Source organism: Microbulbifer regidiadema (SeqCode) (assembly GCF_052466995.1).
Genome location: NZ_CP174297.1, coordinates 4,621,946 through 4,640,993 on the forward strand (window position 1 = coordinate 4,621,946; position 19,048 = coordinate 4,640,993).

General features: G+C 56.1%; 16 protein-coding genes and 1 other RNA gene. 15 read left to right on the top strand and 2 right to left on the bottom strand.

Translation table 11 applies throughout. The features are described from left to right. Positions 1-3 precede the first annotated feature (3 nt). Together ACJJIK_RS20275 and ACJJIK_RS20280 are read right to left on the bottom strand one after the other, a co-directional pair. On the bottom strand, positions 4-366 hold the full coding sequence (locus ACJJIK_RS20275; RefSeq protein WP_444930029.1) for a YraN family protein: 363 nt from the start codon (positions 364-366) through the stop codon (positions 4-6). Beyond that, positions 353-2,266 (bottom strand): penicillin-binding protein activator, encoded by a 1,914-nt coding sequence (locus ACJJIK_RS20280; RefSeq protein WP_444943706.1) that lies wholly within the window; start codon positions 2,264-2,266, stop codon positions 353-355. The genes ACJJIK_RS20275 and ACJJIK_RS20280 overlap by 14 nt, the downstream gene beginning before the upstream one ends. A 39-nt stretch (positions 2,267-2,305) precedes the next feature. On the opposite strand from ACJJIK_RS20280, the gene rsmI reads away from it, so the two are divergent. The 15 genes from rsmI to ftsA all read left to right on the top strand — a co-directional run bounded on the left by rsmI (position 2,306) and on the right by ftsA (position 18,989). Continuing rightward, positions 2,306-3,148, top strand: coding sequence for a 16S rRNA (cytidine(1402)-2'-O)-methyltransferase (gene rsmI, locus ACJJIK_RS20285; RefSeq protein WP_444930031.1), 843 nt, complete (start codon positions 2,306-2,308; stop codon positions 3,146-3,148). A 59-nt stretch (positions 3,149-3,207) separates the two neighbouring features. Next, positions 3,208-3,576, top strand: an RNA gene (gene rnpB / locus ACJJIK_RS20290) — RNase P RNA component class A. A gap of 438 nt (positions 3,577-4,014) precedes the next feature. Then, positions 4,015-4,458 (top strand): division/cell wall cluster transcriptional repressor MraZ, encoded by a 444-nt coding sequence (mraZ, locus tag ACJJIK_RS20295; RefSeq protein ID WP_444930032.1) that lies wholly within the window; start codon positions 4,015-4,017, stop codon positions 4,456-4,458. 12 nt (positions 4,459-4,470) lie between these two features. Further along, a complete protein-coding gene (rsmH, locus tag ACJJIK_RS20300) occupies positions 4,471-5,403 on the top strand; it encodes a 16S rRNA (cytosine(1402)-N(4))-methyltransferase RsmH (RefSeq protein ID WP_444943707.1) in 933 nt (310 codons plus the stop codon). A gap of 4 nt (positions 5,404-5,407) precedes the next feature. Further along, positions 5,408-5,683: a cell division protein FtsL gene (gene ftsL / locus ACJJIK_RS20305; RefSeq protein ID WP_444930034.1), complete on the top strand. Its 276-nt coding sequence runs from the start codon at positions 5,408-5,410 to the stop codon at positions 5,681-5,683. Positions 5,684-5,873: 190 nt separating this feature from the next. After that, positions 5,874-7,631 carry a peptidoglycan D,D-transpeptidase FtsI family protein gene (locus tag ACJJIK_RS20310; RefSeq protein ID WP_444930035.1) on the top strand — a complete coding sequence of 586 codons (1,758 nt, stop codon included), beginning with the start codon at positions 5,874-5,876 and terminating at the stop codon, positions 7,629-7,631. Continuing rightward, on the top strand, positions 7,628-9,160 hold the full coding sequence (locus tag ACJJIK_RS20315; protein WP_444930036.1) for a UDP-N-acetylmuramoyl-L-alanyl-D-glutamate--2,6-diaminopimelate ligase: 1,533 nt from the start codon (positions 7,628-7,630) through the stop codon (positions 9,158-9,160). The genes ACJJIK_RS20310 and ACJJIK_RS20315 overlap by 4 nt, the downstream gene beginning before the upstream one ends. Beyond that, positions 9,153-10,532, top strand: a complete 1,380-nt coding sequence (locus ACJJIK_RS20320; protein WP_444930037.1) for a UDP-N-acetylmuramoyl-tripeptide--D-alanyl-D-alanine ligase — start codon at positions 9,153-9,155, stop codon at positions 10,530-10,532. The genes ACJJIK_RS20315 and ACJJIK_RS20320 overlap by 8 nt, the downstream gene beginning before the upstream one ends. Beyond that, entirely contained in the window at positions 10,532-11,617 is a 1,086-nt protein-coding gene (mraY, locus tag ACJJIK_RS20325; RefSeq protein WP_444930038.1) for a phospho-N-acetylmuramoyl-pentapeptide-transferase, read from the top strand. The genes ACJJIK_RS20320 and mraY overlap by 1 nt, the downstream gene beginning before the upstream one ends. 8 nt (positions 11,618-11,625) lie before the next feature. Further along, complete coding sequence (gene murD / locus ACJJIK_RS20330; protein ID WP_444930039.1) at positions 11,626-13,008, top strand: UDP-N-acetylmuramoyl-L-alanine--D-glutamate ligase; 1,383 nt, start codon at positions 11,626-11,628, stop codon at positions 13,006-13,008. Continuing rightward, positions 13,005-14,228 (top strand): putative lipid II flippase FtsW, encoded by a 1,224-nt coding sequence (gene ftsW, locus ACJJIK_RS20335; RefSeq protein WP_444930040.1) that lies wholly within the window; start codon positions 13,005-13,007, stop codon positions 14,226-14,228. Before murD ends, ftsW begins: the two co-directional genes overlap by 4 nt. Further along, a complete protein-coding gene (gene murG / locus ACJJIK_RS20340; RefSeq protein WP_444943708.1) occupies positions 14,228-15,325 on the top strand; it encodes an undecaprenyldiphospho-muramoylpentapeptide beta-N-acetylglucosaminyltransferase in 1,098 nt (365 codons plus the stop codon). Before ftsW ends, murG begins: the two co-directional genes overlap by 1 nt. A 29-nt stretch (positions 15,326-15,354) precedes the next feature. Further along, on the top strand, positions 15,355-16,818 hold the full coding sequence (murC, locus tag ACJJIK_RS20345) for a UDP-N-acetylmuramate--L-alanine ligase (RefSeq protein ID WP_444945090.1): 1,464 nt from the start codon (positions 15,355-15,357) through the stop codon (positions 16,816-16,818). A gap of 124 nt (positions 16,819-16,942) precedes the next feature. Continuing rightward, positions 16,943-17,638 (top strand): cell division protein FtsQ/DivIB, encoded by a 696-nt coding sequence (locus tag ACJJIK_RS20350; protein ID WP_444943709.1) that lies wholly within the window; start codon positions 16,943-16,945, stop codon positions 17,636-17,638. Between the two features lie 115 nt (positions 17,639-17,753). Continuing rightward, the gene (gene ftsA, locus ACJJIK_RS20355; protein ID WP_444930044.1) at positions 17,754-18,989 is read left to right on the top strand and encodes a cell division protein FtsA; all 1,236 of its coding nucleotides are present in this window, start codon (positions 17,754-17,756) and stop codon (positions 18,987-18,989) included. The last annotated feature ends 59 nt before the right edge of the window (positions 18,990-19,048 follow it).

Sequence of the window (19,048 nt, forward strand, 5' to 3'; positions counted from 1 at the left end):
GCCTCAGGCTTCGAAAGCGCTTTTAATCCACTGAATGTTTTGTGCATCGCCGTCTATGGCAAGGACATCGAAGCGGCACGGACAGTCCAGTTTTTGTTGTTGCAAATAGCGGCTGGCGGTGGCCAATAGCTTCGCCTGTTTGCGTGAATCCACGCTGGCTGCGGCCCCGCCGAACTGACTTTTGCGGCGGAAGCGCACCTCCACAAACACGACAGTATCGCTGTCGCGAGCGATAAGGTCTATCTCTCCGTGTGAACTGCGATAATTGCGCTCCAGTAAGGTGAGCCCCGCGCGCTGCAAATAGCGGGCTGCGACGGCCTCCATTTGGTTGCCGACAGCACCGCTTGAGCCCTTAAAAAGCTTCACGGTTCCCACTTAATTCGATCGGTTCCCGCTGCGGCAGTTGGGGCTCTACTGTCGTGATGGGGACCGGCACCCCCTTGTCGATTCGCGCCCACATCTGCTCGCGCACTATGCGACCATCGGCACTCAGGCTCAATGCGCCGGTGAGGCCGTGCACTTTTTGTTCGGGGAACTGGCGCAGCATGGGCAGGCGCGGGTAGAGGCGGAAGGCATCGGCACCGAGGGCATACAGGCGGGCAAAGGCCGGCGCCGGTGACGCCTGCTCCTCGATATCCTGTTTGGTTTGGTTGCTTTCAAACAGCCAGGGCAGGGCGGTAAAGCGGATACCATTCATATCCCTGTCGCGGTTGCGGTTGATATTGCCACCGAAGACGTGGGAGGTGGCGTAAACCGGCAGGTCACTGGCGTAGTGGTAAGTCAGCATGGGGTTGAGCTGGCGCGCCTGCTGGGGTTGGGCGGCGAGGAATACCATATCCACATCGTCGCGGCGGCGGGGGGTAAATTGCAGTTTTGCCGCCAGACGGCTCTGCAAGGCTTTCTTGCGCGCGTTGCTGGCGGGAATCAGCAGGGCGTCACTGACCAGGGCGGAGAATTTGCTGTTGTCCCTGAAGGTCCGGCGAATACTCACCGATCCGCCCAGGCGCAGCCACTCCTGTTCGAATGCTTCGGCGCCGCGCTGCCCCCAGCTGCTGTCCGCAGCGAGAACCATCGCCTGCCGCTTGCCCTGCCGGTAAGCGTGCTGGGCGATCTGCCGCGCCTCATCTTCAACCGCCAGGCCAAACTGGACCAGATCGGTGGTCAGGCGCCCCTGGTCGCCGTAGTTCAGGGCGAGAGTGGGCACCGGCAGCTTCTCAGTGGCGAGCAGGTTGGCCACTTTGCTCTTGTCCAGGGGGCCGACAATCATCTGCGCACCGGCATCGACGGCGCTCTGATAGATCTCCTCGAAGGGTTGATCGGTCCCGGTGTCGTAAACCATGATTTTCGGGGTGGCACCTCCGGCATTCAGGGCGGTGTAGTGGGCCGCCATAAAGCCATCCCGGATTGCCCTGCCGGCGCTGCCCAGGGGGCCGGATAGCGGTAGCAGGAGCGCCACGCGGTCGGCCCGCTGAGTGGCCAGGCGCTCCAGTAGCTGCAATGCCTGGGGCGGGTGGGCGTTGGCGCTGTGGGCGGGCCAGCGCTCGCGCCAGCGGCTGAGGGCGGTCAGCTGCGAGCTGATATCCGTCTGGGTGTCGCGGCCGAGGAGGGCCAGCTGATACCAGGCGCGCATCTGGCTGTCATTGCTCTGCGTGGCGCGACTTTTCAGTTCACTGGACGGTAGTTGGGTCAGAAGATGCCAAAAGCCGTTGTTGTTCTCGCTGATTGCCTCATCAGACTGAGCGATATAGGTAATTTCACGCCGCTCATCGATTGCGCTGTCCAGGTTGCCCAAAAGCCCCCACAGATCGGCGCGCAGACTGCGCAGGGGCAGGGCGGTCTTCTGTGGCAGCTGCGACCATACATTTTCCAGGCGCGGAGATGTCGCCAGGTCGAGGGCCTCAAAGAAATCGTCGTTTGCGGCGAGCAAACTGCCGTAGATTTGCGCATAGCTGGCAAAGAGGTTGTCGTCCAGCTGCGCGGGGGTAATTTGAATTACCGCCTCTTTTGCCGTCTCTTTATCCCCCAGCTCGTATAGAATAGCGGCCGCTTGCAGACGCTGTTGATCCCGCGCCGGCGCCGGCAGGGTGTCGGCACTGCGCAGCATGCGTACAGCCTCACTGCGACTGACAGTGTGGCCGGCCGCATAGGTCGGCTGGTAAACGTTCGGCCGGGAGGCCGGTGTCTGGCAAGCCGCCAGTGCTACTGCCAGTGAGGCAGCTGCCATTCTGGTGATTACAGTAGAGGTGCGCCGGGAAGAGGCGGACATAATCTTCTCCCGCAATATTTATATTTGGAGTGAACAGCTATGGGGCCGGATCAGGCGCTGCTTTACATTGTCGCTACGCCCATTGGTAATTTGGCCGATATGGTACCGCGAGCGATCGAAGTTCTACAATGTGCCGATCTGGTTGCGGCGGAGGACACGCGTCACAGTCAGAGATTATTTTCCCATTTTAATATCGATACACCCCTTATGGCGTATCACGATCACTCGGATGACAAGCGCACCGAGCAGATTTTGCAACGCCTGGAGCAGGGGCAGACCATTGCCCTGATTTCCGATGCGGGTACGCCGCTGATCTCCGATCCCGGCTATCGCCTGGTGCGTGAAGCTCGGGAGCGCGGAATCAAGGTCTCTCCGATACCGGGAGCCTGTGCGTTTGTCGCCGCACTGAGTGCCGCCGGTCTCCCCAGTGATAAATTCAGCTTTGAAGGGTTTCTGCCGGCTAAGTCCGGCGCCCGTGAGCGGGCTCTACAGGAGCTGGCGGGGGATACCCGCACCCTGGTGTTCTACGAGGCCCCACACCGGGTCGCCGACACCCTGGAGGCCATGGCAGGCGCGTTTGGCGGCGATCGAGAGGCGGTGATTGCCCGCGAGGTCAGCAAGGCCTTCGAGACTTTTCAGTTGATGCCCCTGGCGGAGCTGGTGGAGTGGGTTCGCGCTGACAGCAATCAGCAGCGCGGAGAGATTGTTTTGTTGGTGCGCGGCGCACAGCGCTCCCGCGACAGCGAACTGGACGGCGAGGCCCAGCGGGTCATGTCACTGTTGCTGGCGGAGTTGCCGCCCAAAAAGGCAGCGGCGATTGCTGCCGAAATCACCGGAGTAAAGAAGAAAATTCTGTACAACTGGAGCCTGGAACAAAAATAAGGCGTCGATTGCTGCAATTGCCTGTTGCAATCCGCCTGTCGCCTCTTTAATCTTCGCGCCGAGCTGGCCGGGCAATCGCTGTCGCCTTGTGCGATGGAGGAAAGTCCGGGCTCCATAGGGTGGAACGCCAGGTAACGCCTGGGGGGTGTGAGCCTACGGAAAGTGCAGCAGAGAGTAGACCGCCGATGGCCTCCCTCGATTTCGGTCTGGGGAAGCACAGGTAAGGGTGAAAGGGTGCGGTAAGAGCGCACCGCGCGGCTGGTAACAGTCCGCGGCACGGTAAACCCCGTTTGGAGCAAGACCAAATAGGCCCCCTTATAGGTGTGACCCGCACTGGGGGCGGGTAGGTCGCTTGAGGTGTCTGGTGACAGGCATCCCAGATGAATGATTGTCCTCGACAGAACCCGGCTTACAGGCCAGCTCAACAATTTCGAAAGCCCGGCACTCGCCGGGCTTTTTTGTTTGCCTCTAAAGTTGGGGCCGATTCCGCGAGTCCTACGCCCCTCCCGCCGTGTATATCTCTTCTCCAATATGCAGCCGCAGCTCACTTCTTGCGGGCTTGAGAGGTCGGATTAGGGTTGGGGGCACGACAGTGTCAAATGGAGCCGTTTCCGCCGCCTCGCTGGAGGCCGCGATTTTACAGGGGGCGGTTAGGGGCTTTGCGGTCGAATTCCTTGACTTTGTGTCGACCAGTTTTATAGTGTCGAACGTGGGGAAAAGTGGATAATTGTGGAAATTTGTGGTTTATTCGTAACAGGTGAGTGGGTGTTTACACCGTCCACCTGAAGTCGAGCCGTTTTCTCCTCGGGCCCGCCACTCAGGCATAAATCGCGATAGGGCGATCTCCAAAGCGAGTACCACTGAACGTGTATTTGGGCAGCCACGCAATCAACATGGACGCCAAGGGGCGTCTGGCAATTCCGGCACGCGTGCGCGATAGGCTGCTGGATGAGTGTGCGGGTTGTCTGGTGGTGACAGCTCACACTGAGGAGCGCTGTCTGCTGGTATACCCATCGCCCCAGTGGCAGCAAATTCTTCCGAAGATAGAAGCCTTGCCGAGTTTTAACAAAGTGGCTCGGCGCGCTCAGCGCCTGCTGATCGGGTATGCCTGTGAGCTACAGGTAGATGGCAATGGCAGGGTGTTGATTCCCCCGACGCTGCGAGAGTACGCGGGGCTGGAAAAGAAATTGATGTTAGTGGGTCAGGGGAAAAAGCTGGAGCTCTGGAGTGAGGAGCGCTGGATGTCCTGGCTCGACGATAGTGAAAACGAAGAGGGTATGCCTGAGGAAATGGCATCCCTCTCTTTATAAGGGGAGTACGGGGTGTCTCAAGAATTGCATCGCAGTGTGTTGTTGCGCGAGGCCGTAGACGCTCTGGTGACCGAGCCGGACGGGTTTTATATCGATGGCACCTTTGGCCGGGGAGGGCACAGTGCCTCAATTCTCGAACGCCTAGGGCCCAAAGGTCAGTTGGTGGGGGTGGATAAAGACCCTCAGGCTATTGAGTTTGCCGAGCAGAGATTTGCCGGTGAGTCCCGCTTTTCCATTTGGCACGGGTCTTTTGCCGATATGGATAAGGCTGCCGGGCAAGCCGCCGGTAAGGTCAGTGGGATACTGCTCGATTTGGGTGTGTCTTCGCCGCAATTGGATCAGGCGGAGCGCGGTTTCAGTTTTATGCAGGATGGCCCCCTGGATATGCGCATGGATACCAGTCGGGGGATCAGTGCTGCGGAATGGGTCAACACTGAGGCCGAGGCCGAAATGGCCAGGGTGTTCAAGGCGTACGGAGAGGAGCGTTTTGCCCGGCGGATGGCCGCTGCCATCGTTAAGCGTCGGCAGGAAGAGCCGTTTGCACGCACCCTCGATTTTGCCGAAGTTGTGAAGGAAGCGAACCCGGCTTGGGAGAAGGGCAAGCATCCCGCGACTCGTGTATTCCAGGCCATTCGTATCCATATCAATGGTGAGCTGAATGACCTGCAGAGTGCGCTGGATAAATCCTTGCAGTTACTGGCACCCGGTGGGCGCCTGGTGATTATCAGTTTCCACTCCCTGGAAGACCGCATGGTAAAACGTTTTATCCGGGAAAAAGAGCGCGGTCCCCAGTTGCCTCGGGGGCTTCCGGTTATGGATAGCCAGATAACCAAGACGCTGCGTTCAGTGGGCAAGGCGGTGAAGGCCAATACCGTAGAAGTCGACGAAAATCAGCGCTCCCGCAGTGCCGTAATGCGGGTGGCAGAAAAGTTGTCTGGAAACTGAGCTGATGTCCGCTAAGGCCTTGCTCGGAGTGGGAGTGATGTGGATAGGGGTAATAGTGTCATCCCTATCTGTCATCCATACCACCCAGCACAGTCGAGAGTTGACCGCCGAGCTGGGTAAGGCACAAAAAAATCACGATGAGCTGCGCTATGAACAAGAGCGGCTCCTTTTAGAAAAAAGTGCCTGGTCGGCATATAGCCGGGTCGAGCAGGTCGCACAAGAAAAATTGAAGATGCATATGCCTGCGCCTGCGGAGCAGGTACTGGTGGTAGTGGATTAGCTTCTAGCTGCCTCCAGATTAAGACGTAAATACCCTGCTGTTTGCCCGGTGGGGTTTCTGCGTTTTTGGGGGGCCTTGGCCTTTAGATAATTAAAAAGAGTTTGCACAAGTTGAGCTTTGCAGCTCAGGCCTGGAGAGTGACATGCTCAGCCTGGGCGCAGAATAAATAGATAAGGCCAATTGGGAATACATGGGCGCAGTTAAGAAAAAGGATATTCAGCCGGGTATTGCCCGCTGGCGCTTTGCGCTGGTGGCGGTTTCGCTGTGCCTGCTCGCCCTGACACTGGTATTTCATTTGGCCAGGCTGCAAGTGGTGCCAGCGGCTGAGCGCGGATACCGTTTCCTGCAGGATCAGGGGCGAGCGCGAACTCTGCGCACCGAGGAAATTGCCGCGTATCGAGGCTCTATCGTCGACCGAAACGGTGAGCTGCTCGCCGTCAGTACCCCGGTCCACAGTCTGTGGGCCAACCCCAAATTACTGCGTGAAATAAATAATGAAAATTTAGCGCACTTGGCCCGTGCACTGGATTTGCAACCCTCCAAACTGGGCGAGCGCCTGGAAAAATACCGCAATAAAGAGTTTATGTACCTGCGCCGTCACCTGTCCCCGGAAGAAGCTGGAGAGGTGTTGGCGCTGGGAATTACCGGTGTTTTCAGTAGAAAAGAGTATCGGCGTTTTTATCCCGCAGGAGAAGTGGTGGCCCAGCTTCTCGGTTTTACCAATATCGACGATCGCGGCCAGGAAGGGATGGAGTTGGCCTACGATGACTGGCTGTCGGGGCAGGCGGGATCTCGCCAGGTAATTAAAGACCTGAAAGGGCGCACGGTAAGGGATTTAGCCATTCGCCAGGAGGCGCAACCGGGCAGGGATTTACGCCTGTCTATCGATATGCGCCTACAGTATTTGGCTTATCGGGAATTAAAGCGAGCGGTGTTGGAAAACGGTGCCGCTTCGGGCTTTATGGTGATTCTCGACACACAGAGCGGCGATGTGTTGGCGATGGCCAATCAACCTTCGTTTAACCCCAATGACCGCAAGGGCGTTAAGTCGGCAGCCATGCGCAACCGCGCGCTGATCGATCAGTTTGAGCCGGGTTCTACGGTAAAGCCTTTGACGGTACTGGCGGCTTTGGAGACCGGGCGCTACACGCCAAAAACAGAAATAAATACCAGCCCGGGATATATTCGGGTGCCGGGGAAAACCCTGGTAGACCCGATTAATTACGGGAAAATGGATCTCACCAAAATTATTACCAAGTCGAGCCAGGTGGGAATTACAAAAATTGCCCTCGATTTGGAACCAAATTCTCTGCGCGAACTCTTTTATCGCTTGGGCCTGGGCGAAGCTGTGGGGAGCGGCTTTCCCGGTGAGGCACCGGGTATTCTGCCGACTCGCAGTCGCTGGCACCCAATCGAGCGGGCCAATTTCGCCTTCGGCTACGGTTTAACTGTCAACGCCGTGCAATTGGCCCAAGCCTACAGTGTGCTGGCGAATACCGGGGTTAAGCGCCCGGTTTCTCTGGTTTTATCCGCCGACAAAGCGCAGGAAACGCCTGAGCAGGTTATCGAAGAGCCCTTGGCGCAGCAGGTTACAGCGATGTTGGAAACGGTGATTTCCCGCGGCACCGGTCGCCTTGCCGCTGTAGAGGGTTATCGCGTTGCCGGCAAGACCGGCACTGTACACAAAGTTGGCAGTAGTGGTTATGCGGATAATCGCTACCGCTCGGTATTTGCGGGCTTTATTCCCGCTGATAATCCGCGCCTTGCCGCGGTAGTTGTTATTGATGATCCCAGTCACGCCAAATATTACGGCGGTGAAGTAGCCGCGCCGGTATTCGGTGCGGTGATGACTGGTGCTATGCGCCTGTTGCAGGTTCCACCGGAAAAAATTAAATCGGCGGAAGGACAATTGGCCGCGCAGTTAAGCGAGAGGGGTTCAAAATCGTGAGTCAGCGCGAACAACATTCTGTTTCCATCAAAGAATTGGTGCCGGGTTACGCCGGTATACCCGATATTCCTGTCAGTGGTATTGCCCTGGACAGCCGCAAGATTAAAGCCGGTGACGCATTTATGGCTTTGCGCGGCTCTGTCGTCGACGGGCGTGAATATATCGATGCGGCAATTGCTGCCGGCGCTGCGGTGGTACTCGCCGACGGCGACAAGCTGGAGTGCAAAAGTCGCAATGACATCCAGGTGGTCAGTGTGCCCGGTCTGGCCAAGCGGGTAGGGGAAATTGCTGCGCGCTTCCACGGCAATCCCAGTGGTGAAATGCACCTGGTTGGAGTGACCGGTACCAACGGTAAAACCACCTGCGCCTATTTGATCTCCCAATTGCTGGCCCGCCACTTTGGCAGTGCCGCACTGATAGGCACCATTGGCAACGGTATCTGGAAAGATAGCCAAATCGAATTGCGAGAGACGGGCCTAACGACCCCTGATCCGGTGAGTTTGCAGGCGGATTTCGCCAGCTACCGCGATAGGGGCGTTGCCGCTGCGGCGATGGAGGTTTCCTCACATGCGCTCTCCCAGGGGCGTGTACACGGGCTGACTTTTGATACGGCAATTTTCACCAATTTGAGCCGCGACCACCTGGATTATCACGGCAATATGGCCGCTTACGGCGCGGCCAAAGAGAAGCTTTTCGGGCTGCCGAAACTAAAGCGCGGCATTATCAATCTGGATGACCCGTTTGGTGCCCAGCTGGCGGAGCGCTGTAAATTACGCGGCCTGCGTGTTCTGACTTATGGCTTGCAGGCGGGCGACTTGCATGTCGCCGATCTGCGCCGCCACGAGCGGGGGTTCTCTGTAAAACTCAATTCCCCCTGGGGTTCTGGCGAGTTACACGCCCCCCTAATCGGTGATTTCAATATCCACAATGCCCTGGCGGTGGTTGCCGCAGCGGCGGCAGAGGGTATGCCTTTTGAAGATATTCTCGCCGCTTTTCCCACTATCCAAGCGGTGCCGGGGCGTATGGAGCGAGTCCTGGTTGAGGGCGCCGGCGAGGTGGGCGTACTGGTAGATTACGCCCACACCCCAGATGCCCTTAGGGCCGCTCTAGCGGCCGCGCGCCCTTATTGTCGCGGCAATTTGTGCTGTGTATTTGGTTGTGGCGGTGACCGGGATACAGGTAAGCGCGCGGCGATGGGGCGTATTGCCTCGGAAATGGCAGACCGTGCCATTGTGACCAGCGATAACCCCCGCAGCGAAGATCCGCAAAAAATTATCGACGATATTCTCGAGGGCGCCGCCAGCAATATCGAAGTGGAAGCTGATCGCGCAACCGCTATTGCTCAAGCGGTATCTGCCGCACAGCCGGGAGACATTGTGTTGATCGCCGGTAAAGGTCACGAGAATTACCAAATTATCGGCAGTGAAAAAATTCACTTCTGCGATCGCGAGCAGGCTGCGGCTGCTCTTAAAGCGCGCGTGGACAATACGGGCCAGCTCAGTGAAGGCGAGGAGAGCCAAGGTGATTAAGCCCCTTACTCTGGAGCAACTGCAACGCCGTTTTGGTGGCGAACTGATCAATGGCTCTGTGGAGTTTGCACAGGTCTGCACCGATACCCGCAAGCTCGACCCCAAGTCTCTGTTTGTCGCATTGGTTGGTGAAAATTTTGATGCGCATGACTTTGTCGGTGAGCTGGATGGCCAGGTACTGGGCTTGGTTGTCGATCGCGAAGTGCCCAGTTGCAGTTTGCCACAGTGGCGTGTTGAAGATACCACGATCGCACTGGGGCAAATTGGCTTACAGTGCCGCGAACAATTTGACGGATTGGTTGTGGCTATTACCGGCTCCTGTGGCAAGACCACCGTCAAGGAGATGTTGTCAGCCATTTTTTCTCAGAGCCATACGCCCTGTGTCACCGAGGGAAATCTAAACAACCAGTTTGGGTTGCCGATGACTTTGCTTGGGCTGACAGCACAGCACGATGCCTTGATTCTCGAGATGGGGGCTAATGGTCCCGATGATATCGGTTACCTGTGTAGTATCGGCAAGCCGCAGGTGACTGCGGTAAACAACGTAATGCCGGCACATGTCGAAGGTTTTGGCTCTGTTGATGGGATCGCCAAAGCCAAAGGACAGATTTATACCCGCTTGGACGTATCGGCGACGGCGGTGATCAATAGCGATGATAACTACGCGAATTATTGGTTGCAGAATATCCCCGAGGGAGTAAAAACCCTGGCTATTGGGTTGTCCAATGAGTGCCCTATCCACGCGGATAATATTGTATTGAACTCCAGTGGTTGCCCCTCTTTTGACCTGGTTATCGAAGGTGTTGCCCACCCGGTAAGTCTGAAATTACTCGGTGAACACAACGTTCACAATGCCTTGGTTGCGGCGGGCTGTGCTTTTGCCGCAGGAATACCTGCACTGGAAATTATCAGCGGACTCAACACCGTGAATGGCGTCGCAGGGCGCCTGCAAGAGCAGGCCGGTATTGCCGGCGCAACAGTTATCGACGACAGCTATAACGCGAACCCGGGCTCAGTAGGCGCGGCTATTGAGTTACTGTCACAGCGTTCGGGCAAAAAGATTTTGGTATTGGGGGACATGGCGGAGTTGGGTCCCGATGCCGAGGAAATGCACCGAAGTGTTGGCGCTTTGGCGCGGGAGCGCGGTTTGGATGCGCTGTTTACCCTGGGGCCCTTGGGCACTGCCGCCAGTATGGCCTTTTCTGCGGGGAGACAAGAGTCTCTGCGCAATTATCGAGAGAGGGAACCCCTGGTTACTGCTCTCACTCAACAACTGGATGAACAAACCACAGTTTTGGTTAAAGGATCACGCAGCGCCCGTATGGAATTAGTCGCGCAGGCACTGCTTGGCAATAGCAGAGGGGAGAAGTAATGCTGCTTTGGCTAGCGGAGCTATTACAACAACACGTCAGCGGTTTTTCGCTGTTTAACTACCTGACCGTGCGCGCAATTATGGCCGCGTTGACGGCGCTGGGTATTTCACTGCTCGTGGGTCCGCGCATGATCCACTGGTTAAACCATTTGCAGGTAGGGCAGGCGATTCGGGATGATGGCCCGCAAAGCCATTTGAGTAAATCTGGCACCCCAACGATGGGGGGCACACTGATTCTCGCCTCGATTTTCGCCTCGGCACTGCTCTGGTCCGACCTCAGCAACCGCTATGTGTGGGTCACTTTACTGGTGACTTTTGTGTTCGGTGCTGTAGGTTTTGTGGATGACTATAAAAAAGTCGTTTACAAAAACCCCCGTGGTCTTATCGCCCGCTGGAAGTATTTTTGGCAGTCCATCGCGGGCTTAGGTGCGGCTATTTATCTGTACATGAGTGCCTCAAGCCCGGCAGAAACCCAGTTCTTTGTCCCCTTCTTTAAAGATGTTGCGATAAACCTGGGGCCGGTAACTTTTATATTGCTGACCTACTTTGTGGTCGTTGGCTCCAGTAATGCAGTGAATCTGACCGATGGTCTCGACGGCTTGGCGATTATGCCCACCGTGATGGTGGGTGGTGCCCTTGGGGTTATCGCTTATCTGTCTGGTCATATGGAGTTTGCCAACTACCTGCATATCCCGGCCATTGCCGGCGCTGGAGAGTTGGCGGTGTTCTGTGCGGCCCTCGGCGGTGCCGGGCTCGGATTTTTATGGTTTAACACCTATCCGGCCCAAGTATTTATGGGGGACGTAGGCGCCCTGGCACTGGGTGCGGCACTGGGCATTATCGCGGTGATTACCCGCCATGAAATTGTCCTGTTCATTATGGGCGGTGTCTTTGTAATGGAAACGGTTTCCGTAATTTTGCAGGTCGCATCATTTAAGTTAACGGGAAAGCGAATTTTCCGCATGGCGCCTCTGCACCACCACTTTGAATTAAAGGGGTGGCCGGAACCCCGGGTCATAGTGCGCTTTTGGATTATTACCGTCATTCTGGTTTTGGCCGGGCTGGCAACACTGAAAATTCGATAAATAGATAAATGAGCCTGATCGCGACATCTTCACAGCAGAAAGTAGTAATAGGTCTTGGCGCTACCGGGAAATCGGTGGTGCGCTACCTGCTGCGTCACGGCCATACGCCGGTCGTGGCAGACAGTCGCGATAACCCGCCGGGACTCGAAGCTTTTCGTCAGGAGTTCCCGCAGGTGGCAGTGGAAACCGGCCCATTGCGCCCGGGCACTTTACTCGCCGCGAGCCTGATTATTGCCAGTCCGGGGGTGGCGCTTGCGGAACCGGTGTTGCAGCAAGCGATCGCCGATGGCATCCCTGTGATTGGCGATATCGAGCTGTTTGCCCAGGCCCTGAGCCGAGTGCAAGCGAGCGCAAAGCTCGCTGCAATCACCGGCTCCAACGGAAAAAGTACAGTAACCACACTGCTGGGGAAGATGGTCGAAGAGGCTGGTTTGAGCGTTGGTGTCGGCGGCAATATCGGTGTGCCGGTACTGGACTTACTCGAGGAGCCGCTGCCAGAAATTTTTGTTTTGGAACTCTCCAGTTTTCAGCTGGAAACCACGTACTCCCTGGCCCCCACTGTCGCCACCGTTTTAAATATGAGTGCGGACCATATGGACCGCTACCCCAGTATGGTGGAGTACCACCGGGCCAAACAGCGCATTTATCGCGGAGCGGATCAGTTCGTGATAAATCGCGCGGACCCTTTATCCCAGGGGCCTCTCTCCCGCGAGCGGCGCGAGTGGAGCTTTGGACTCGATCAGCCGGATCTCAATCAGTTTGGTCTGCGTTTACATCAAGGGCAGAAGTGGTTGGCCCGGGGAACCGAGGTTTTATTGCCGGTGAGCGATCTGGCCATGGTCGGCAAGCATAATATTGCCAACGGTTTGGCTGCTCTGGCGATGGGCTACGCACTGGACTTGCCGAGCGAGGCGATGCTGAAAGTTTTACGCAGCTTTCGCGGATTGCAGCACCGCTGTGAGCGCGTAGCTGATTTTGACGGTGTTGTTTATGTCAACGACTCAAAAGGCACCAATGTGGGGGCAACCCAGGCGGCACTGGATGGCCTGTCGACGGCAACCAGTAAAATAGTGCTGATTGCCGGAGGTGACGGCAAGGGAGCTGACTTTGCGCCCTTGCGAAAAAGTGCCGGGGCACTGCGGGCCCTGGTCTGTATCGGTGTGGATGGAGACAAGTTGGCCGACGTTTTTGACGGCCAGTGCGAAGTTCGCAGGGCCACCTCAATGGCGGAGGCGGTCGCTGAAGCTAGGCAATTGGCACACAGCGGTGACTACGTTTTGTTATCACCGGCGTGTGCCAGCTTTGATATGTATCGCAATTTTGAAGCGCGCGGCGATGATTTTCGCCGGGCAGTTCTGGCGCTATGCGATACCGCTGGAGGCGTCCAGTGAGCGCTCTGGCAATAGAGCATCGGCACGGCGAATGGCAGGATGGACTGCTGTTACTCAGTGTCCTGGTCCTGGCTAGTATCGGCGTGGTGATGGTGGCATCGGCTTCCATTGCCTTCGCTACAGATATTTATGCTGACCCCTGGTATTTCCTCAAGCGCCACTTGGCTTTTTTACTGGTCGGTGGCGTGGCTGGATTTGTCGTCAGTCAGATTCCCCTGGCGATTTGGTCGCGATTGTCCTGGCCGCTACTGTTGTTTGCCTGCCTGTTACTGATTGCGGTACTGGTGCCGGGGATTGGTCGGGAGGTGAACGGTAGCCGGCGCTGGCTGGTATTTGCCGGTATCACGGTGCAGCCCGCCGAAGTGGCCAAGTTCTGCTTGCTGGTATTTTTTGCCAGTTTTCTAACCCGCAGAAATAAGCAGTTGCGTCACTGGAGCAGTTTTATGGTGCCGGTGGTGATTCTCGCAACGGTTGCCCTGTTGCTGCTTTTGCAGCCGGATTTCGGTTCGGTGGTTGTACTTTCTGGCACTGTATTGGCGATGGTTTTTTTGGCCGGCGCGCGCCTTCCTCACACTTTTTTATTGGTGGCGGCCGCTGCCAGTGGTCTGGCGCTAATGGCGTTGATGAGTCCCTATCGCTTGCAGCGATTGCTGACGTTTCTGGACCCCTGGGGGGATCAGTTTGCCAGTGGCTATCAGCTGACCCAGTCGTTGATCGCTTTTGGCCGCGGAGAGTGGTTTGGGGTCGGTTTGGGCAATAGTGTGCAGAAACTGTTTTATCTGCCCGAGGCCCATACGGATTTTATTTTTGCGATCCTGGCGGAAGAGTGGGGGATGTTCGGTGGTGTGGTGCTGGTTGGGCTTTTCGCTGTGCTCACCTACTCGCTGCTCCGCCTGGTAAGGGCGTCTCTCGTGCAGGAGAAGTTCTTTGCGGCACTGTTGGCCTTTGGTATGGCGGTGCTATTGGCAGGGCAGGCCTTCGTCAATATGGGCGTTGCCTCTGGCCTGCTGCCAACCAAGGGGTTGACTCTGCCATTTGTCAGCTCTGGTGGCAGTAGCCTGATTGTGTGTTGTGCATTACTCGGCTTGGCGATGCGGATTCAGGCTGAATTAAAGCAGCCTGCTGAAAATGGTAGTGGTGGGCTTGAGCTTTTGCGCCAGCTGCCAATATTTCATTCCCCCAAGTCCAATATAAAGAGCGGTAGCGGAGAGGCGGTTTGATGTCTGAAGTAAATAAGCGTTTTTCCGGCAAGAAATTTTTGTTGATGGCCGGTGGTACCGGCGGCCATGTATTTCCGGCGCTGGCGGTGGCCAGGGCATTGCAGGAACAGGGGGCCACTGTGGAGTGGCTAGGTACCGCGCGCGGGATTGAATCCCGCTTGGTACCGGAGGCGAATATAACGCTGCACTGTATCAAGGTGGAGGGTATCCGGGGCAAGGGGAAGTTGGCCCTGCTCAAAGCGCCCCTGCAAATTTTGCGGGCAATTGCCCAGGCCAGGGTGGTGGTTAAGCGGGTGCAGCCGGACGCGGTGCTCGGTTTTGGCGGCTTTGCGACGGGGCCGGGCGGTGTTGCAGCCCGCCTCGGGGGCATACCGCTGATTATCCACGAACAGAATGCGGTGGCGGGAACTACCAACCGCCTGTTGGCACGGATTTCCAGTCAGGTACTTGAGGCCTTCCCCAGTGGTTTGCCCGGTGCCAGGCAGGTGGGCAATCCGGTGCGCAAAGAAATTGCAGCGCTGCCGGAGCCTGACACGCGCATTGGCAGTCAGTCGTCTCCGCGCCTTTTGATTTTGGGCGGCAGTCTCGGTGCTGTGGCGATTAATGAGTTGGTCCCAAAGGCGATTGCGCTGCTGGAGCCCTCCCTGCGCCCCACCGTGGTCCACCAGGCCGGAGAGCGTCATCTGGAGGTTGCCAGAGCGGCCTATCGAGAGGCGGGGGTAGAGGCTGAAGTGGTCCCTTTTATTGCGGATATGGCTGGGGCCTATCGCGCTGCGGACCTGATTATCTGTCGCTCCGGGGCGCTGACGGTTTCTGAAATTGCCGCTGCGGGTGTCGGCGCAATTATGGTGCCTTTCCCCTATGCCATTGATGATCATCAGACGCGTAATGGCGAGTGGTTGCAAAATGCCGGCGGAGCGATTGTTATGCAGCAGCGGGAAATGGATGAGCAGAAGTTATCTGGCTTACTACAGGGCTTGTTAGAGGATCGCCAGCAGCTATTACAAATGGCGACTGCCGCGCGGCGAGCGGCAAAAACGGATGCGACTGAGCAGGTGGTGAATGCTTGCAGCGAAGAGCTGGCCCGGGCCAGGTAATAAAGAATAAGTGGGTGAAGGTTAAAGTCATGTCTTCAGTGCGGACGAGCGAAGATAAAAGTTATGCGGTACCGGCTATGCGTCGTATCCGCCGAATTCACTTTATTGGAATTGGCGGCGCCGGCATGAGCGGTATCGCAGAGGTATTGCAGAATCAGGGCTACGAAGTATCCGGTTCTGACCTGCGTGAATCTGTGGTAACCGACCGGCTGCGTGAATTGGGTGTTAAAGTCCAAATCGGGCACAGTGAGGAAAATGTTCGCGGCGTTGATGTTGTAGTTAACTCCTCAGCGGTACACGGCGATAACCCGGAGTTGGTAGAGGCGAGGGAGAAGAGAATCCCCATTGTGCGCCGCGCCGAAATGCTCGGTGAGTTGATGCGCTACCGCTATGGTATCGCTGTGGCGGGAACTCACGGAAAGACAACGACTACCAGCTTGATCGCCGCAATTTTTGCCGCAGATAAAAAAGACCCGACTTTCGTTATCGGAGGCCTGGTCAATGCTGCGGGTGCCAATGCGGCCCTGGGTGAAAGTCGCTATCTGGTGGCGGAGGCGGACGAGAGCGATGCATCTTTTATCCACCTACAGCCGATGGTGACAGTGATTACCAATATCGATGCGGACCATATGGAAACTTATGGGGGCGACTTCGAGAAGGTAAAACAGATCTTTATTGATTTTGTGCACAACCTGCCGTTTTACGGTCTGGCCGTGGTTTGTGGGGATGATGCCAATGTTCAGGAGGTTATTCCCAAATTCTCTCGCCCGGTGCTGACCTATGGGTTTGATGAGGGCAATGACTACCGCATTGTCGAAGTAAAGCAGGAGCCGCTGCGCAGTCATTTCAGCGTGCAGAGACCCAAGGGGGACCTATTACAGGTTTCTGTGAATACGCCAGGTATTCATAATGTCCTCAACGCGACAGCAGCCATTGCCGTCGCCTGTGATGAAGGCGTTAGCGATGAGGCGATTCGCAGCGGGCTAAAAGGCTTCCAGGGTGTTGGCCGCCGCTTCCAGATTTATGGTGAATATGCGGTAAGTGATGATAGGCAAGCGAACAAGGTGATGTTGGTGGACGATTACGGGCACCATCCACGAGAAGTCGCTGCCACAGTGAAAACGGTGCGGGATGGATGGCCGGATCGGAGACTGGTTATGATTTACCAGCCCCACCGCTATACCCGGACTCGGGACCTGTTCGAAGATTTCGTTCAAGTGTTGTCCGAAGTCGATAAATTGATCTTGCTCGACGTGTACAGTGCTGGCGAAACGCCAATTGCCGGTGCCGATGGCAGGACCCTCGCCCGCAGCATACGCAATCGGGGGCAGGTGGATCCGATCTTTATGGAGACGATTGATCAGGTGCCGCCGGTATTGGCCGATTTGTTGGAGCCCGGTGATATTGTTCTGACTCAGGGCGCCGGTAATGTCGGTGCGCTTTCGCAGAGGTTGGCCGAGTGGCGCCTGGGCGAGCCTGGCGGTGAGGACTGAGTAGTTAGTGAAAAGCGCTGAAACGAAATCAGCCGGGAGGAAAAAAAAGACTGCTCGCGGTGCGAGCCCTCTCGGGGCCAGTGATACAGAGAAACTCCGCCTGAACTGGAGACGGTGTTTTTTTTTGCTGGCGATATTCGCGAGCTTTTCAGCTCTTTTATATGGTGGGGTCTGGCTGTGGCGTTGGGCACCATCGGTTGAACTCAGTAATGTTGATGCCCTGGAGCAGGTGCAAGTACGCGGGGCTTTTAATGCGGTAAGCGAAGAGGAATTAAGGGACGCGCTCCTTCCTCACCTGCGAGCCGGTTTTTTTTCCGCAGACATTCAGGCAATGCGGCAGACATTACTCGCGAATCCCTGGATTATTTCCGCTTCAGTGAGCAGGCGTTGGCCGAAGGGGGTTGAAGTAGATATCACTGAGGCACAGCCTCTCGCCAGTTGGGGTGAGGATAAGCTGCTGGTAGCGAGCGGGGACTTATTACCGCGACCGGCGCACATGAGTGTCCAGGCATTACCGGAATTGGCCGGGGATGAAGAACTGGTAGAGCGGATCATGTTGCAGTACCGAGCGCTCGCCGGGTTGTTGACCACCCGAGATATGGAAGTAAAACGGTTGTCATTTGATGACCTGAGTGGTTGGCATCTGGAGTTGGTGTCGGGAATTGAATTAAAACTCGGCCATGATGCTTTATTGGAGCGGGTACACCGCTTTCTATTTTTGAGTCGCGGGGTGCTGGCGCCGCATCTACAAAAGGTCGTCAGTGTCGATACACGCTACAGCAATGCCGTGGCGGTTGAGTGGAAAGACGAAGAAAAGTAAATATAGAGGCAGCTCGGGTGGCTGCTTTACAGATAAAAGTTTAAAAGCGAACGCTGTGTTCTGGTCCGATAGCAGGCCCTGAATCAGAATACGGCTCAGCGAGGTTGGTACAAAAATGACACAGGTATCCGATCAGCGCATGATTGTTGGACTGGATATAGGCACCTCTAAAGTAGTTGCTATCGTCGGTGAGGCATCCGGTGATGGGGAACTCAATATTGTCGGTATCGGCTCCCATCGTTCCACCGGAATGAAAAAAGGCGTAGTGGTTAATATTGAATCAACTGTGCAATCTATTCAGCGCGCGGTGGAAGAAGCTGAGTTGATGGCGGGTTGCGAAATTCACTCTGTGTACGCAGGGATTGCGGGAAGTCACATTCGCAGCTTGAACTCTCACGGTATAGTTGCCATCAAAGACCGCGAGGTAACCCAGCAGGATCTCGATCGGGTTATTGATGCAGCCAGGGCTGTGGCAATTCCGGCGGATCAAAAAATTCTGCACACGCTTCCGCAGGAGTACCTGATTGATAACCAGGAGGGGGTAAAAGAGCCTCTGGGGATGTCCGGTGTACGCCTTGAGGCGAAAGTCCACCTGGTGAGTGGTGCAGTGAATGCTGCACAAAATATTGAAAAGTGTATTCGTCGCTGTGGCCTCGAAGTAGAAGATGTCATCCTAGAGCAATTGGCCTCCAGTTATGCCGTCCTGACTGAAGACGAGAAAGAGTTGGGGGTGTGCATGGTAGATATTGGTGGGGGGACTACCGATATTGCAGTGTTTACTGGTGGCTCTATTCGGCATACCGGTGTAATACCGATTGCCGGAGATCAGGTCACTAACGATATTGCGATGGCTTTGCGCACACCGACACCGCACGCTGAAGATTTGAAAATCAAATATGCGTGCGCATTGGCAAAACTCGCTCGCGAAGGTGAAACCATCAAGGTGCCGAGCGTTGGTGATCGTGCGCCCAGAGATTTATCTCGGCAGGCACTGGCCGAAGTTGTTGAACCGCGCTACGACGAGCTGTTTACATTAGTGCAAGCTGAGTTGCGTCGCAGTGGTTTTGAAGATTTGTGTGCGGCGGGCGTTGTACTGACTGGAGGCTCTTCAAAAATGGAGGGCGCGGTTGAGCTGGCTGAGGAGATATTCCATATGCCGGTTCGCCTTGCAGTGCCACAGGGTATTGCGGGTCTGACGGATATCGTCAGCAACCCAATTTATTCCACTGGAGTTGGATTATTGATGTATGCGATGCAGCAGGAAGAGGCTCGAGAGGGCAAAATACCGCCTGTGCGCAACGATAATCAGTGGTGGGATAAGGTAAAACACTGGTTTCGCGGAAATTTGTAATAGAGTGCAACCAGATTAAGCCATCCCGGGGGGATTTTTTTTAGGCATGGCTGTAAAAT

Coding starts and splice junctions, on each gene's coding strand:
- ACJJIK_RS20280 (WP_444943706.1), bottom strand. CDS start 2,266: ATGTCCGCCTCTTCCCGGCGCACCTCTACTGTAATCACCAGAATGGCA.
- rsmI (WP_444930031.1), top strand. CDS start 2,306: ATGGGGCCGGATCAGGCGCTGCTTTACATTGTCGCTACGCCCATTGGT.
- ftsL (WP_444930034.1), top strand. CDS start 5,408: ATGTCCGCTAAGGCCTTGCTCGGAGTGGGAGTGATGTGGATAGGGGTA.
- ACJJIK_RS20310 (WP_444930035.1), top strand. CDS start 5,874: ATGGGCGCAGTTAAGAAAAAGGATATTCAGCCGGGTATTGCCCGCTGG.
- mraY (WP_444930038.1), top strand. CDS start 10,532: ATGCTGCTTTGGCTAGCGGAGCTATTACAACAACACGTCAGCGGTTTT.
- murD (WP_444930039.1), top strand. CDS start 11,626: ATGAGCCTGATCGCGACATCTTCACAGCAGAAAGTAGTAATAGGTCTT.
- murG (WP_444943708.1), top strand. CDS start 14,228: ATGTCTGAAGTAAATAAGCGTTTTTCCGGCAAGAAATTTTTGTTGATG.
- murC (WP_444945090.1), top strand. CDS start 15,355: ATGTCTTCAGTGCGGACGAGCGAAGATAAAAGTTATGCGGTACCGGCT.
- ftsA (WP_444930044.1), top strand. CDS start 17,754: ATGACACAGGTATCCGATCAGCGCATGATTGTTGGACTGGATATAGGC.